The organism is Mycolicibacterium moriokaense, from assembly GCF_010726085.1.
GTDB lineage: Bacteria > Actinomycetota > Actinomycetes > Mycobacteriales > Mycobacteriaceae > Mycobacterium > Mycobacterium moriokaense.
In genome coordinates, this window is sequence record NZ_AP022560.1 from 1,472,437 (window position 1) to 1,487,515 (window position 15,079).

Annotated in this window: 15 protein-coding genes; 10 read left to right on the forward strand and 5 right to left on the reverse strand. The window is 66.5% G+C overall.

What is annotated here, in order from left to right:
* Window positions 1-42 precede the first annotated feature (42 nt).
* Window positions 43-528 carry a CAP domain-containing protein gene (locus G6N43_RS07230; protein ID WP_083149162.1) on the forward strand — a complete coding sequence of 162 codons (486 nt, stop codon included), beginning with the start codon at window positions 43-45 and terminating at the stop codon, window positions 526-528.
* On the opposite strand, the gene map is transcribed toward G6N43_RS07230, so the two are convergent.
* Window positions 525-1,289, reverse strand: a complete 765-nt coding sequence (map, locus tag G6N43_RS07235) for a type I methionyl aminopeptidase (RefSeq protein ID WP_083149221.1) — start codon at window positions 1,287-1,289, stop codon at window positions 525-527. The genes G6N43_RS07230 and map overlap by 4 nt on opposite strands.
* A gap of 133 nt (window positions 1,290-1,422) precedes the next feature.
* Between map and G6N43_RS07240 the strand changes: the two genes are divergently transcribed.
* Together G6N43_RS07240 and G6N43_RS07245 are read left to right on the forward strand one after the other, a co-directional pair.
* On the forward strand, window positions 1,423-2,448 hold the full coding sequence (locus tag G6N43_RS07240; RefSeq protein WP_083149161.1) for an AurF N-oxygenase family protein: 1,026 nt from the start codon (window positions 1,423-1,425) through the stop codon (window positions 2,446-2,448).
* Window positions 2,449-2,458: 10 nt separating this feature from the next.
* Entirely contained in the window at window positions 2,459-4,144 is a 1,686-nt protein-coding gene (locus G6N43_RS07245) for an FAD-dependent oxidoreductase (RefSeq protein WP_083149160.1), read from the forward strand.
* A gap of 5 nt (window positions 4,145-4,149) precedes the next feature.
* Here G6N43_RS07245 and G6N43_RS07250 read toward each other — a convergent pair whose 3' ends face one another.
* Window positions 4,150-4,602, reverse strand: coding sequence for a VOC family protein (locus G6N43_RS07250; protein ID WP_083149159.1), 453 nt, complete (start codon window positions 4,600-4,602; stop codon window positions 4,150-4,152).
* A 184-nt stretch (window positions 4,603-4,786) separates the two neighbouring features.
* Between G6N43_RS07250 and G6N43_RS07255 the strand changes: the two genes are divergently transcribed.
* Window positions 4,787-6,319, forward strand: coding sequence for a glycosyltransferase family 39 protein (locus G6N43_RS07255; RefSeq protein WP_083149158.1), 1,533 nt, complete (start codon window positions 4,787-4,789; stop codon window positions 6,317-6,319).
* 1 nt (window position 6,320) lies between these two features.
* On the opposite strand, the gene G6N43_RS07260 is transcribed toward G6N43_RS07255, so the two are convergent.
* The 3 genes from G6N43_RS07260 to G6N43_RS07270 all read right to left on the reverse strand — a co-directional run bounded on the left by G6N43_RS07260 (window position 6,321) and on the right by G6N43_RS07270 (window position 8,986).
* On the reverse strand, window positions 6,321-7,166 hold the full coding sequence (locus G6N43_RS07260) for a glycoside hydrolase family 16 protein (protein ID WP_083149157.1): 846 nt from the start codon (window positions 7,164-7,166) through the stop codon (window positions 6,321-6,323).
* Window positions 7,167-7,250: 84 nt separating this feature from the next.
* Entirely contained in the window at window positions 7,251-7,862 is a 612-nt protein-coding gene (locus tag G6N43_RS07265) for a maleylpyruvate isomerase family mycothiol-dependent enzyme (RefSeq protein WP_083149156.1), read from the reverse strand.
* A complete protein-coding gene (locus G6N43_RS07270; protein ID WP_083149155.1) occupies window positions 7,859-8,986 on the reverse strand; it encodes a citrate synthase 2 in 1,128 nt (375 codons plus the stop codon). Before G6N43_RS07270 ends, G6N43_RS07265 begins: the two co-directional genes overlap by 4 nt.
* 94 nt (window positions 8,987-9,080) lie before the next feature.
* Here G6N43_RS07270 and pdxH point away from each other — a divergent pair, with 94 nt between their 5' ends.
* The 6 genes from pdxH (at window position 9,081) to G6N43_RS07300 (ending at window position 15,079) form a co-directional block, all read left to right on the forward strand.
* Window positions 9,081-9,740 (forward strand): pyridoxamine 5'-phosphate oxidase, encoded by a 660-nt coding sequence (pdxH, locus tag G6N43_RS07275; RefSeq protein ID WP_083149154.1) that lies wholly within the window; start codon window positions 9,081-9,083, stop codon window positions 9,738-9,740.
* Window positions 9,741-11,030 carry an MFS transporter gene (locus G6N43_RS07280; RefSeq protein ID WP_083149153.1) on the forward strand — a complete coding sequence of 430 codons (1,290 nt, stop codon included), beginning with the start codon at window positions 9,741-9,743 and terminating at the stop codon, window positions 11,028-11,030.
* A 72-nt stretch (window positions 11,031-11,102) separates the two neighbouring features.
* A complete protein-coding gene (locus tag G6N43_RS07285) occupies window positions 11,103-11,750 on the forward strand; it encodes a TetR/AcrR family transcriptional regulator (RefSeq protein ID WP_083149152.1) in 648 nt (215 codons plus the stop codon).
* Window positions 11,751-11,843: 93 nt separating this feature from the next.
* Window positions 11,844-13,139 carry a citrate synthase gene (locus G6N43_RS07290; protein ID WP_083149151.1) on the forward strand — a complete coding sequence of 432 codons (1,296 nt, stop codon included), beginning with the start codon at window positions 11,844-11,846 and terminating at the stop codon, window positions 13,137-13,139.
* 97 nt (window positions 13,140-13,236) lie between these two features.
* Complete coding sequence (locus tag G6N43_RS07295; protein WP_083149150.1) at window positions 13,237-14,673, forward strand: MFS transporter; 1,437 nt, start codon at window positions 13,237-13,239, stop codon at window positions 14,671-14,673.
* Complete coding sequence (locus G6N43_RS07300) at window positions 14,663-15,079, forward strand: MarR family winged helix-turn-helix transcriptional regulator (RefSeq protein WP_083149149.1); 417 nt, start codon at window positions 14,663-14,665, stop codon at window positions 15,077-15,079. Before G6N43_RS07295 ends, G6N43_RS07300 begins: the two co-directional genes overlap by 11 nt.

Consider the following 15,079-nt stretch of genomic DNA (forward strand, 5'->3'; position numbering starts at 1 on the left):
TATCCATAATGTGATCTGTCGGGGACTGACCTTGGGGTGCACATGATCAGTCTTGGGAAAGTCTGCACGCTCGCGCCGCTGTGCGCAGCGGCGGTGACGGTATTGATGCCGATGCTCACCGTTGCGCCGGCGCAGGCCGACGATGGCGGCCAACTGCTCAACGAGATCAATGCCACGCGCGCGGCGAACGGCTGTGGACCCGTCGCGCCGAATCCACAGTTGACCGCGTCCGCAGCGCGACAAGCCAACGACATGCTGCGCACCGGCGTGGCCGCCCACACGGGGTCGGATGGCTCCACGCTGGCGCAGCGTGTCGCGGACGCCGGCTACTCCGGTTACGCCGACCTCGGCGAGGTCGTCTTCTGGGGCACCGGGTTGGCGAGCAATCCGGCAGCGGCCGTCAACTGGTGGATGAACAGTCCCGGTCACCGCGCGATCATCACCAACTGCGGATTGACCGAAGCGGGCTTCGCCGCGGTGAGCAACGGCGGCAAGATGACCGCGGCGGTCGACTTCGGGACGCGCTAGTTCGTCAGAATCCGGGCGCCGTCGGGGGTGACGGCGACGGTGTGCTCGCTGTGCGCGGCGCGCGCACCCGACAGCGTTCGCAGCGTCCACCCGTCGGGATCGTGTCGGTAGTCCTCGGTGCCGTCGCCGATCACCATCGGCTCAATCGCGATGACCAGACCCGGACGCAGCTTCATACCCTTGCCGGGCCTGCCCTCGTTGGGCACATCCGGATCCTCGTGCATGGTGCGTCCGATGCCGTGGCCGCCGTGATCGGCGAGCAGACCGAAGCCCGCCTCGTGCACCGTTGACGAGATCGCATGGCCGACGTCGCCGAGCCGATTGCCCGGCCGCACCGCCGCGATGGCCGCGGCCAATGCGGCGTCGGCGGCCTCGATCAGTGCGATGTCCTCCGGACGCGGCGTGCCGACGACGAAGCTGCGCGCCGCGTCACCGGTCCAGCCGCGCAGGGTCGCGCCGAAGTCGATCGAGACCAGGTCGCCGTCCGCGAGCACATAGTCGTTGGGGATGCCGTGCACGACGGCGTCGTTGACGCTGACGCACAGCACCGCCGGAAACGGGGTCGGTGCCCAGCGCGGGTGGTAGTTCAGAAAGGGCGACGACGCGCCATGACGCGCGAGCACGTCTGCGGCGATGCGGTCGAGATCTGCAGTGGTCATACCGGGTTTCGCGGCCTCGGCCACCGCCCGCAAGGCCTCCGCGACGACGGCTCCCGCCTCGGCCATCGCGTCGATCTCGGCGCACGTCTTCAGCTCAACCACTGTGTGCTCCATCACATCGGGTATCCGACACCGGGCTGGGCCACATCCCGGGATCGGGTCTGTTCATTATGCGGTACCGGCGGTACTGTGTACGCCAGCCAGGTCAATGTAAACCTCACGTAGGGAGCGCCGAATGGCTGTCAAAGAAGCCAAGACACGCATCGTCAGGCGCTGGCGCCGGAACATGGATGTCAGTGACGACACCGCATACGTGGACATGCTCACCACACTGTCCGAGGGGTCGGTGCGACGCAACTTCAATCCGTACACCGACATCGATTGGGATTCCCCGGAGTTCGCGGTCATCGAGAACGACGAGCGCTGGATTCTTCCGGCGACCGATCCGTTCGGCAGGCACCCCTGGTACCAGGCGCAGCCGCGGGAACGTCAGATCGAGATCGGGATGTGGCGTCAGGCCAATGTCGCGAAGGTCGGCCTGCACTTCGAGTCGATTCTGATCCGCGGCCTGCTGGAGTACGCCTTCTGGACACCCAACGGCTCGCCGGAGTACCGGTACTGCCTGCACGAGGCCGTCGAAGAGTGCAACCACACCATGATGTTCCAGGAGATGGTGAACCGTATCGGCGCCGATGTGCCCGGCATGCCGCGGCTGCTGAAGTGGATCCAGCCGGTCATCCCGCTGGTCGCAGGCCCGCTGCCCATCCCGTTCTGGTTCGGCATCCTCGCGGGTGAGGAGCCGATCGACCACACGCAGAAGAACGTGTTGCGCGAGGGCAAGACGCTGCACCCGATCATGGAGCGCGTCATGGCGATTCACGTCGCCGAGGAGGCCCGCCACATCTCGTTCGCGCACGAGTATCTGCGCAAGCGCGTTCCGCGCCTGCCGCGACGCAAGAGGTTCTGGTTGTCGCTCACCGTCCCGGTGACGATGCGCGTGCTGTGCTCGGCGATCATTGTTCCCCCGCGCGCGTTCTGGAAGGAATTCGACATTCCGCGCTCGGTGCGCAAGGAGGTCTTCTTCCGGTCGCCGGAGTCCAAGCAGATGCTGCGCGACATGTTCGGTGACGTCCGGATGCTGTGCAGTGACACCGGTTTGATGAATCCGGTCGCCAAGCTCATCTGGCGGATCTGCAAGATCGACGGCCGCCCGAGCCGTTACCGCAGCGAGCCCGCCCGCCAGCACGTGGTCGCCGCTTAGGACTGCTTTCGTGCCCCATGTGATCACCCAGTCGTGTTGCAGCGACGGGTCCTGTGTCTACGCCTGTCCGGTGAACTGCATTCACCCGTCGCCGGACGAGCCGGGCTTCGCCACCGCCGAGATGCTCTACATCGATCCGGCGGCGTGCGTTGACTGCGGCGCTTGCGTGTCGGCGTGCCCCGTCGGTGCGATCGCCCCCGACACTCGGCTGGAGCCTTCGCAGCTTCCGTTCGTCGAACTGAATGCGGCGTTCTACCCGAAGCGGGCACCGGGCGAAAAGTTGCCTCCCACATCAAAACTGGCGCCGGTACTCGACGCGCCGCTGGTGCGTCCGCGGTCGAGCGGGCCGTTGACGGTGGCGATCGTCGGGTCGGGACCGGCGGCGATGTACGCGGCGGATGAACTGCTGACCCAGCGCGGGGTACGCGTCAACGTCTTCGAAAAGCTGCCGACGCCTTACGGATTGGTGCGCGCCGGGGTTGCTCCCGACCACCAGAGCACCAAGCGGGTGACCAACCTGTTCGACAAGGTGACGCGGTTGCCCGGGTTCACGTTCTATCTCAATGTCGATGTGGGTTCGGACCTGACCCACGCCGAACTGTTGGCCCATCATCACGCCGTGCTGTACGCCGTCGGCGCGCCCAACGATCGACGGCTCGACATCGACGGAATGGGCCTGCCCGGTACGGGCACCGCGACCGAGGTGGTGGCATGGATCAACGGCCATCCCGAATTCACCGACATCCCAGTCGATTTGAGTCGCGAGCGGGTGGTGATCATCGGCAACGGCAACGTGGCGCTCGATGTCGCCCGCATCCTGACCACCGATCCCGACGCCCTGGCGCGCACCGATATCGCCAGCCACGCGCTCGCGGTGTTGCGGACCTCGAAAGTCGCCGAGGTCGTCATCGCCGCGCGCCGAGGACCCGCGCAGTCGGCGTTCACACTGCCCGAGTTGATCGGGCTGACGTCGACGTGCGACGTGGTGCTCGACGACGGCGACCGGCAGCTGGTCATGCGCGACCTCGCGACCGAAACCGATCCGCTGACGCGCAACAAGCTGCAGATCCTGGCCACGCTCGGCGACGCATCGGCGCCGGCTGGACGGCCCCGTATCCGGTTGGCCTATCGGCTGACACCGATGCGCATCCTGGGCCAGCATCGTGCCGACGGCGTGGAGTTCGCGGCGACCGGCACCGACGACGTTCGCCGTATCGACGCCGGGCTGGTTTTGACGTCGATCGGCTACCGCGGCAAGCCGATTCGCGATCTCCCGTTCGACGACGACACCGCGGTGGTGCCCAACGGCGGCGGCCGGGTCACCGATCCGGAAACCGGAGAGGCCGTGCGCGGCAGCTATGTCGCGGGCTGGATCAAGCGCGGCCCCACCGGCTTCATCGGCACCAACAAGTCGTGCGCGGCAGAGACGGTGCACCACCTCGTGGCCGACTACAACGCGGGCCTGCTCGCGGATCCGGTCGGCAAGCCGGCCGAACTGGACAAGCTCGTGCGCCGCAGGCGGCCCGAGGTGCTCGACGCAGCGGGGTGGCGCGCGATCGACGCCGCGGAGGTCGAGCGCGGCGGCGAACACCGGCCCCGCGACAAGTTCACCACCGTCGCCGACATGCTGGCCGCGGCCGCCGCCGCACCCGCCCCGTCGATACGTGAGCGGGTGCTCGCCGGGCTGCTTCGGTAGAGCCGTTACTGGCTCTGCTTCATCGCCTCCTCGATCTCTTCCATCGACACCTCGCGCATCGGCTGGCCCATTGACCATTGATGGCCGAACGGATCCCGCACGACGCCGTATCGATCACCCCAGAACGCGTCCTCCAGCGGGTGGACCACCGTCGCACCGGCGTCAACGGCCTTCTGGAACGTGGTGTCGACGTCGGTGACGGTCAGGTGGATGGTCACCGGCGTCCCGCCGAGCGCCTTGGGTGTCAGCGACTTGCCCTCGCTCATCTCCGGGAAGTCGTCGTTGAGCAGCACCGTCGAACCGTTGATCTTCAACGCGGCGTGCACGAGCTTGCCGCCGGGACCCGGGACGCGGCCCAGCTCCTCGGCGCCGAGTGCTTTGACGTAGAAGTCAATGGCGGCGGCAGCGTCGTCAACGGTGAGGTGGGGGGATACGGACGGCTGTACTTCGATCGCCATGAGCGGACTCCTCGAATTGTGGGTTTTCCCTTGCGGGCTACCAGTACGACTCGTCTGGCGGACCAAACTCATCGCACTGACCCCATGCAATCACCGGTCACCGACAAGACTTTGGCGTGCGCAGTCACGCTGAGCGAGACGTAGCACGCCGAAATCGCCGCCGCGCGTCTGGCAACATAGCGACGTGCCTGGGCTGGAGGTCCTGACGAGACCGCGGGTGGTCGCGCTCGACCCCCTCATCGTGGGAGTCTTCGCCGCCGCCGTCAGCCTGCTCGGGGCCGGCCGCCCATCGTTCTGGTACGACGAGGCCGCGACGATCTCGGCGTCGTACAGTCGCACCCTCAGTCAGCTGTGGCAGATGGTCGGCAACGTCGACGCCGTCCACGGCCTCTACTACCTGCTGATGCACGTGTGGTTCAGCGTCTTTCCACCCACGGAGTTCTGGTCCCGCGTGCCGAGCGCCCTCGCGGTCGGGGGCGCCGCGGCGGGTGTCGTGGTGCTGGGGAAACAGTTTTCGTCGCGCACCGTCGCACTCAGCGCCGGTGTCATCTGCGCGATTCTGCCCCGCGCGACGTGGGCGGGCATCGAAGCGCGGCCGTATGCGCTGACGATGCTGGCCGCCGCGTGGACGTGCGTGCTGTTCGTCTACGCGGTGCGCCGCGACAGCGAGTGGATTTGGCTCTGGTACAGCGTCGCGATGGTGACGTCGATTCTGCTCGACATCTACCTCGCGCTGATGTTCGGCGCACACGCGATTTACTTGTGCGTCAATCGGCCCGGTCGCGCTGTCATCGTGCGGTTCGTCATCGCCGCGGCGGGCACCTGCGCTGCGGCCGCGCCGTTCCTCTGGCTGGTCGTCGGCCAAGCGCACCAGATCGTCTGGATCTCACCCGTCGGCGGCAGAACGGTCGAGGACGTGGCCGTCCAGCAGTACTTCGAACGAAGCCCGTGGTTCCTGATCGTGTCGGTCTGCGTCGCGCTGACGGCGGTTGTCTTGTGGCGCTTCACATCTGCGCACCTGAGCACGTCGGACCGTCAGCTGTTGACCCTGGCGACCGCGTGGCTGGTCGTCCCCACCGCGTCGATCCTCGGCTACTCGGCCGTGGTCCATCCGATATATACGCCCCGCTACCTGTGCTTCACCGCACCTGCGATGGCACTGGTACTGGGCGTGTGCATCGGCGCGCTGGCCGTGCGGCCGTGGGTGGCGGCAGCCGTGCTGGTCGTCTTCGCGGCGGCCGCAGCGCCGAATTATCTACTCGTACAACGCAGTCCGTATGCCAAGTACGGGATGGACTACAGCCAGGTGGCCGACCTGATCGCCGCCAACGCCAAAGGCGAGCCGGGTGAGTGCCTGCTGGTGAACGACACCGTGACGTTCATGCCCGCCCCGATGCGCCCGCTGCTCGCGGCGCGGCCCGATGCCTACGACAACGTGGTCGACATCAGCCTGTGGCAGAAAGCGACCGATCGTCACGACGTCTTCGACACGAACCTCATCCCGGAGGCGTCGGTGGGCCCGCTCAACGTCTGCCGCGTCCTGTGGATCATCACCCAGGCCGACCCGGCGCGGCCCGCCCACGAGCAGGCCGAATTGATGGATCCAGGACCACTTTTCGGCGGCACGCCCGCATTCGCGGTGATCCGCGACACCGGCTACCGGCTACAAGAACGCTGGCAGTTCAACCTGGTTCAGGTCATCAAGGCGACGCGCTGAGCTACCAGACGCGGATGTAATCGATGAGCATCGCCGCGGGGAACACACCCAGCGCCGGATCGCCACCGCCGGGTCCGCCGACCGCGAGGGTGAACATCGGCTGCATCCAATAGCCGGGGTTGTTGAACGGCCAGCGCCAGTCGTCCGGCCTACCCGACACCTGAATCGGCTTCGGCGGCACGCTGAAGTACGGTTCGGCGCCGTCGACGTAATCGCGCCAGAACTTGAAACCGTCCTCGTCCCAACGCATCCGCCAGGTGTGCCAGGCGTTGTCGACGAGACCGGGAATCGATTTGCCCTCCCACGTCTTGCCGTTGGATGCGGCGTGCACCGTTGTCCCCGGTGCCCACTTGCCGTTGCCGTACCACTCGAAGATGTCGACTTCACCATCGGGCAGCGGATCCTCGTTGACCGCCCAGAACGCCGGCCAGCAGCCCGAGGTCAGGCAGTCGAGTTTGATCCGCGCTTCCCACGTCTGGTTGATCATGCTCCGCCAGATCCCACGCAGCTTGCCGCCGTAATAAGTGCCCATTTCGTGGGTGGCGAGCAGGACGAGGTTGGAATTGCCATCCAGGAACACATTTCGGCGGTCGTCGCGGTAAATCCCCTGGACCGGCGGATAAACGTCGTCCTGCCACGTCTGCACGATCCACTTCGAGCGATCGGGGGGCGACCCCGCCGGACCGTCGAACTCGTCTTGGAAGATGTACCCGCCGCCCGGGTCGCCGCTGGGCGGCTGTTCCGGTTTCGGCACCCGATCCACCGGGGTGGCCTGAGCTGGGGCTAAGGGCATTGCGGCGGCCAAAAAACCAAGGCCCGCCATCATCATCAGGTTGCGGCGATCCATCTGGGTCACTCGCCCACCTTAGAAGGACGGCTCCGCGTTTAGGTTCATTTCGGCTGCCGCACGTGTTGTATCTAACTCGGCGGATCACACCACCGAGAAGTTCGGCGGTAGCGCACACCGTCCGGTCAGCGCGAGAAGCACCGACTGCCCCTGTCCGGTCAGCATCGCGGTTCGCGTCGCCAGGTCCAGCGCCTCGGCGAGCACCGCGGCCGGCGGCTCGAACGCCAGGTCGAGAGCTCGAGCGATATCCATGCCGTGCACCGCCAGTTCGAAGATCCGGGTTGGCAGGTAGGTGTGCAGCCGAATACCCAGTCCGCCGATCACCTCGATCACCGGATCGTCATCGACGGCCGCGAGATCGCCCAGTACACCGGCCACCAGCTGATCGACTGCGGCGGCCGGATCCTCGCCGAGGGCGATACCGGCTTGTCGGCCGCGTTCGGCGACGTCCGCCGGGTCGATGCCCAGCGCCGACGGAGTCACCCGCAGGTAGTACTCCTCCGGCGTAGCGATGTCCACGCGTTCGGCCTTGGTTCGCAGGTAGGTGCTCACGGTGGTCAGCGAGCGCGACGTATGCCCGACCAATGCGCGGACGTCCCAGTTGCCGAGACCGGGCTTGTCCCATGCGCCGACCGGTATGTCGTGCACCAAAGCGGCGAAACTCGTTGCCGCCGAAGCGTATGTCGCCGTCCTCACGACCGTTTGACTTGGTCCCAACCCTCGACGGACTCGGGACTACGCGGCTCGGGGCCCACGTAGATCGCCGCCGGACGCACCAGCTTGCCGAGCCGCTTCTGCTCGAGGATGTGCGCGCACCAGCCCGCCGTCCGGCCGCACGTGAACATCGCGGGCATCATCTTGGTCGGCACCTGCGCGAAGTCCAGGATCACCGCGGCCCAAAACTCGACGTTGGTCTCGATCGCGCGGTCGGGGCGGCGTTCGCGCAACTCCGCGAGCGCGGCCTGTTCCAGCGCGGCGGCCACCTCGTAACGGGGAGCATCGAGCCGTTTGGCGGTGGCCCGCAGCACGCGTGCCCGTGGGTCCTCGGCCCGGTAGACGCGGTGCCCGAACCCCATGAGCTTTTCCTTGCGATCCAGGATGCCCTTGACGACCGCGCTCGCATCGCCGGTCTTCTCGACCTCCTCGATCATCGGGATCACCCGTGCCGGCGCGCCGCCGTGCAGCGGGCCGCTCATCGCGCCGATCGCGCCCGACAACGCCGCCGCCACATCCGCGCCCGTCGACGCGATCACGCGTGCGGTGAACGTCGACGCGTTCATGCCGTGCTCGGCGGCAGACACCCAGTAGGCGTCGATGGCCTCGATGTGCCGCGGGTCAGGCTCACCCTGCCAGCGGGTCATGAAACGTGCTGTCACGGTGGAGCATTCGTCGACGACGCGCTGGGGGACTGCTGGTTGGTAGATGCCACGCGCGGACTGCGCGACGTAGGAAAGCGCCATCACCGACGCGCGGGCGAGCTGGTCGCGCGCGGTCTGGTCGTCGATGTCCAGCAGCGGCGCGTAACCCCAGATCGGGGCCAGCATCGCCAGGCCGGCCTGCACGTCGACGCGCACGTCACCGCTGTGGATCGGCAGGGGGAACGGCTCCGCGGGCGGCAGCCCGTCGCCGAACCTGCCGTCGACGAGCAGTGCCCAGACATCACCGAAGGTGACCCGTTGACTGACCAGGTCCTCGATGTCCACACCGCGGTAGCGCAGGGCGCCGCCATCCTTGTCGGGTTCTGCGATCTCGGTGGTGAAGGCGACGACGCCCTCCAGTCCGGGTACGAAATCCTCGGGCACCACTGACGTCGTAGTCATGGGCAGATTCTCGCACCCGGCCCCACCTCGGCGACCACCCGGCGGGGCGTAGCGTGATCGCGTGGTATCTCGCGATGACGACCGCCTGGCCAGAATGCGGGTGGAATACGGTTCGGTGGAGAAGGACGGCAGCCCCGACCTCGATGTCGATTGGCTCGCGGATGGCTGGGTTGCGCTGCTGCGCAACTGGTTAGCCGACGCCGAGCGGGCAGGGGTCGCCGAACCCAACGCGATGGTGGTGGGCACCGTCGACGCCCGTGGCCGCCCGACCACCCGTTCGGTGCTCTGCAAGAGCGTGGACGAGCGTGGCATCACCTTCTTCACCAACTACGACTCCGCGAAGGGCAGGGACCTGGCGGCGGTGCCCTACGCCTCCGCCACGTTTCCCTGGTTCCTGCTCGGCAGGCAGGTGCACGTGCGCGGCCCGGTCACCAAGGTGTCCGCCGAAGAGACCGCCGACTACTGGTCCAAACGTCCGCGCGGTTCGCAGCTGGGCGCGTGGGCGTCCCACCAGTCCCAGCCGATAGCATCGCGCGCCGCTCTGCTTCAGCAGCTGGCCGAGGTGACAGAGCGATTCGCCGACCATGACGAAGTTCCGGTCCCCCCGAACTGGGGTGGATACCTGATCGCGCCCGAAGTCGTCGAGTTCTGGCAGGGCCGGGAGAACCGGGTGCACAACAGGATTCGTGTCGTCACCGATGCCGAGCTGCCGGTGACCGTGCACAACAGCCGCATCGAGCGGCTGCAGCCCTAGGTGCGCCGCTGGGTTCCCCGGTCACAGGGGCGGCTCTTCGCGGACACCACGCCCCTACGCACACCGGACTTCCGACGGCTGTGGCTGGCGGGCACCGTCACCGTCATCGGCGCCAACCTGACGATCTTCGCGGTGCCGGTGCAGCTGTACGCACTCACCCAGAGCTCCGCATACGTCGGGCTGTCTGGGGTGTTCGCACTCGTTCCGCTGATCCTGTTCGGACTTTGGGGCGGGGCGTGGGCCGACGCGATGGACCGCCGCGTGCTGTTGATCATCGCGTCCGTCGGGCTGGCGCTGGCGTCGGTGCTGCTGTGGCTGCAGGCCGCGCTGGACCTCAACAACGTCTGGGTGGTGCTGTGTCTTTTGTCGGTGCAGCAGGCGTTCTACGCGATCAATTCACCGACCAGGGCCGCGGCGATCCCGCGAATGTTGCCTGGCAATCAGCTGGCGGCGGCGAACTCGTTGAACATGACGGTAATGCAGTTCGGCGCGATCGTCGGACCACTGCTGGCCGGGGTGATGCTGCACTGGGTCGACCTGTCCACGCTGTATCTGATCGACGCGATCTTGTGCATCGCGCCGATCTGGGCGACGTTGCGCCTTGCGTCCATGCCGCCCACCGGGGGAGGGGGCGCCGGACTGAGGGCGGTGCTGGACGGCTTTCGCTACCTGTCGGGCAATCAGGTCGTGTTGATGTCGTTCGTCGTGGACCTCATCGCCATGATCTTCGGAATGCCTCGCGCGTTGTTCCCGCAGATGGCGCACGAGAGCTTCGGCGGACCGGTTGAGGGCGGCCTCACGATGGCGCTGCTGGCCGCGGCGATGTCGGTGGGCGCCGTCGCGGGTGGTGTGTTCTCCGGTTGGTTGCCGGCGATACGTCGCCAGGGTCTGGTCGTCGTCGGCGCGATCGTCGTGTGGGGTGTCGCGATGATCGGCTTCGGTCTGGCGAGCGGGTTCGCACACGGCGCCGCTGGTGTCCTCCTCTGGATCGCGTTGGCCTGTCTGGTGATCGGTGGCGCCGCCGACATGGTGTCTGCGGCCTTCCGGTCGACGATCCTGCAGCAGGCCGCGTCCGACGACCTGCGCGGCAGGCTGCAGGGGGTGTTCACGGTGGTCGTCGCAGGGGGACCGCGACTGGGGGACGCCGCGCACGGGGCGACCGCCGCGGTCGTCGGCACCACGGTCGCCGCGGCCGGCGGTGGTGCACTGGTCGTGGTCGGCATGGTGGCCTGCGCGCTGTTGGCGCCCGCGTTCATCCGCTACCGGGTGACCGACTCGGACAAAGTCTGACGCAGTGGGCCAAGTGTCGGAGGGTGCCACATTCTCAGTGGGCTCTTAGCTTGGCTGGCTAGCATCCGACTTGTGCCTGAAATCAGGGGGGAGGCCTCACTCGGCCTGCGAGAACGCAAAAAGCAACGGACACGTGCAACCCTCATCGATGCCGCCGTCGAACTGTGCGAGCGCCAAGGGTTCGACCGCACCACCGTCGAGCAGATCGCTGCGATCGCCGATGTGTCGCCACGCACGTTCAGCCGGTACTTCCCCACCAAGGACGCCATCGCCCTGGCCCTGATCGACGAGGTGCTGGACCAGGCTGCCGTCGAATTGACCCGACAACCAGAAGGACTCAACGAGTTCGAGGCGTTGCTGAGGGCTCACCTCGCGATGGTTGAGGCCGCCAAGACCGCGGCAGGGGAGCTGTCGGCGGACCGGGTGATGTGCATCGTTCGGATCATCTTGTCGTCGCAGACGCTGCGACAGGCGGTGTTGGAATACCGCGCCAACGACATCACGACCGAGCTCGCCAGGCGGATGGGGGTCGGGGTCGGCGATCGTCGCACCAGGCTGGTGGCCGCCATCTGGGGTTCGTTGCTCATGACGGCGCTTACGGACCTGGCCTCCGACGGCCGGGACATATCCCAGCTCACCATCGACGACGTCACCGAGCGTCTGGGCGAGACATTTGTCGAGTTCGTCGGCCTCACGGCGGGGAATCGGCAGGCGGTGTGACGAACTGGCAACCCCCCCGCGGGCGCGAGTGCTGGAATGGGACTACCTTTTGAAGGGCAACCCCGCATTCCTTGCAACGTAGAAGGGATCCCAGTGGCCGAAAAAGACGAGCACGCCACCCTCAGCTACCCAGGTGGCGAGCTTGAATTGGACGTCGTCCATGCGACCGAAGGTGCCGACGGCGTCGCACTGGGTTCGCTGTTGGCCAAGTCCGGCTACACCACCTATGACGAGGGATTCGTCAACACCGCCTCGACCAAGAGCGCCATCACCTACATCGACGGTGACGCCGGGATCCTGCGGTACCGGGGTTACCCGATCGAGCAGCTGGCGGAGAAGTCGAACTTCATCGAGGTCAGCTACCTGCTGATCTACGGTGAGCTGCCCACCGCCGAGCAGCTGGACAAGTTCACCACCCAGATTCAGCGGCACACTCTGTTGCACGAGGACCTCAAGCGGTTCTTCGACGGGTTCCCGCGCAACGCGCACCCGATGCCGGTCCTCTCCAGCGCGGTCAATGCGCTGAGCGCCTACTACCAGGACTCGCTGGACCCCTTCGACGACGAGCAGGTCGAACTCTCGACGATCCGGCTGCTGGCGAAGCTGCCGACGATCGCGGCGTATGCGTACAAGAAGTCCGTCGGGCAACCGTTCCTGTACCCGGACAACTCGATGAGCCTCGTGGAGAACTTCCTGCGGATGACGTTCGGTCTGCCCGCCGAGCCCTATGAGGTCGACCCGGAGTTGGTGCGGGCACTGGACATGCTTTTCATCCTGCACGCCGACCACGAGCAGAACTGTTCGACGTCGACGGTGCGGCTCGTCGGGTCGTCGCAGGCCAACCTGTTCACGTCGATCTCCGGCGGCATCAACGCGCTGTGGGGCCCGCTGCACGGCGGCGCCAACCAGGCGGTGCTGGAGATGCTCGAGAAGATCCGGCTGGCCGACGGTGACGTGCACGACTTCGTCAAGAAGGTCAAGAATCGCGAGGACGGCGTCAAGCTGATGGGCTTCGGCCACCGGGTGTACAAGAACTACGACCCGCGGGCGCGCATCGTCAAGGAGCAGGCCGACAAGATCCTGGGCAAGCTCGGCGGCGACGACGAACTGCTGGACATCGCGAAGTCGCTCGAAGAGGTCGCCCTGACCGACGACTTCTTCATCGAGCGCAAGCTCTACCCGAACGTCGACTTCTACACCGGTGTGATCTACCGGGCCATGGGCTTCCCGACGCGCATGTTCACCGTGCTGTTCGCGCTGGGTCGGTTGCCCGGGTGGATCGCGCACTGGCGTGAGATGCACGACGAGGGCAGCGGCAAGATCGGCCGGCCGCGCCAGATCTACACCGGTTACACCGAGCGCGACTACGTCGAACAGGGCTCGCGTTAGAGCGCTTCACTGCGAGGTATTTCACTGGCAATCGGCCTTGCTCTCCGGACAGTTGTAGTTTCACAATAGTTGTGTGAATGAAACCGTCGTCCGATCGATGAGCAGTCGGCGCAAGGCCATCATCCTGGTGTCCTGCTGCCTGAGCCTGCTGATCGTGTCGATGGACGCGACGATCGTCAACGTCGCCATTCCCAACATCCGCGCGGATCTCGGCGCGTCGGCGTCGCAGCTGCAGTGGGTGGTCGACATCTACACGCTGGTGCTGGCGTCGCTGCTGTTGTTGGCTGGTGCGGCCGCCGACAGGTTCGGCCGCCGGCGCACGTTCCAGCTCGGTCTCACGGTCTTCGCGATCGGCTCGCTGATGTGCAGCCTTGCGCCGAACATCCAGACACTGATCGCGGCGCGATTCCTGCAGGCGGTCGGCGGCTCGATGATGAACCCGGTCGCGATGTCGATCATCACCCAGGTCTTCACCGGCCGGGTCGAGCGCGCCCGCGCGATCGGCATCTGGGGTGGCGTCGTCGGTATCTCGATGGCAATCGGCCCGATCGTCGGCGGCACGCTCATCGAGTACTCAAGCTGGCGCGCGGTGTTCTGGATCAACCTGCCGATCTGTGCGATCGCGATCCTGCTGACGGCGATCTTCGTCCCCGAATCCAAGTCGGCCACGATGCGCGACATCGACCCGGTCGGCCAGGGCCTCGGCATGGCCTTCCTGTTCGGCATCGTCTACGTCCTCATCGAAGGGCCGAACTTCGGGTGGGGCGACGTGCGCACGATCGCGGTGGCGGTCGTCGCGGTGCTCGCGTTGCTGGCTTTCCTGATCTACGAGTCGCGGCGCCACGACCCGTTCATCGATCTTCGGTTCTTCCGCAGCGTCCCGTTCGCGTCGGCGACCATGATCGCGGTCTGTGCGTTCGCCGCGTGGGGTGCGTTCCTGTTCATGATGTCGCTGTACCTGCAGGAGGAGCGCGGCTTCTCGGCCATGAAGACCGGGCTGATCTATCTGCCGGTGGCTATAGGCGCACTTGTCTTCTCACCGCTGTCGGGCCGGATGGTCGGTCGATTCGGCGGCCGGCCGTCGATCGTCATCTCGGGTGTGCTGATCACCGCGTCGACGGTGCTGCTCGCGGGTCTGACAGCGACGACGCCGGTTTGGCGGCTGCTCGTGATCTTCGCGGTGTTCGGTATCGGGTTCTCGATCGTCAACGCGCCGATCACCACCGCGGCCGTGAGCGGTATGCCGACGGACCGGGCCGGGGCCGCGTCGGCCATCGCTTCGACCAGCCGGCAGGTCGGCGTGAGTCTCGGTGTGGCGCTGTGTGGTTCGGTCGCAGGGGCGGCGCTGGCGACGATGGGTGCGGACTTCGCCGTGGCCGCGCGGCCGCTGTGGTTGATCTGCGCGGCGCTGGGGCTGACGATCACCGCGCTCGGGATCTACTCGACGTCGTCACGCGCACTGCGTTCCGCTGATCGTCTTGCGCCGCTGATTGCCGGAACCGATGTGCGACGGGAGGTCGCCGATGTCATCTAACCCGCTGGCCGACGAGGTCTGGCGCGCCATGGCTGCGGTGGTGATGGACAACCGCGACAGTTGGAAGCGGGCCGTGGTGGAGCAATCGGGCTTGCCGTTCAGCAGGATTCGCATCCTCAAGCGGTTGAGCCGGCAATCGATGTCGGTGAAGGAGCTGGCGCACGCGGCGACCATCGATGCGCCCGCGGCCACGGTGGCGGTCAACGACCTGGAGAACCGCGGACTGGTGGTGCGCGAGATCGATCCGACGAATCGGCGGTACAAGATCGTGTCGCTCACCGAGCAGGGCCGCGCGGTGGTGCGGAAGATCGAAGAGATCGACGATCCGGCGCCCGACGTGTTCGCGGCGTTGGGCGATGCGGAACTGAAGCAGCTGCAGGAGACTCTGCGAAAGTTGCGGACGTAA

Coding starts and splice junctions, on each gene's coding strand:
- G6N43_RS07250 (WP_083149159.1), bottom strand. CDS start 4,602: ATGGCGATCGAAGTACAGCCGTCCGTATCCCCCCACCTCACCGTTGAC.
- G6N43_RS07240 (WP_083149161.1), top strand. CDS start 1,423: ATGGCTGTCAAAGAAGCCAAGACACGCATCGTCAGGCGCTGGCGCCGG.
- G6N43_RS07260 (WP_083149157.1), bottom strand. CDS start 7,166: ATGGATCGCCGCAACCTGATGATGATGGCGGGCCTTGGTTTTTTGGCC.
- pdxH (WP_083149154.1), top strand. CDS start 9,081: ATGCGGGTGGAATACGGTTCGGTGGAGAAGGACGGCAGCCCCGACCTC.
- G6N43_RS07270 (WP_083149155.1), bottom strand. CDS start 8,986: ATGACTACGACGTCAGTGGTGCCCGAGGATTTCGTACCCGGACTGGAG.
- G6N43_RS07300 (WP_083149149.1), top strand. CDS start 14,663: ATGTCATCTAACCCGCTGGCCGACGAGGTCTGGCGCGCCATGGCTGCG.
- G6N43_RS07230 (WP_083149162.1), top strand. CDS start 43: ATGATCAGTCTTGGGAAAGTCTGCACGCTCGCGCCGCTGTGCGCAGCG.
- G6N43_RS07295 (WP_083149150.1), top strand. CDS start 13,237: ATGAGCAGTCGGCGCAAGGCCATCATCCTGGTGTCCTGCTGCCTGAGC.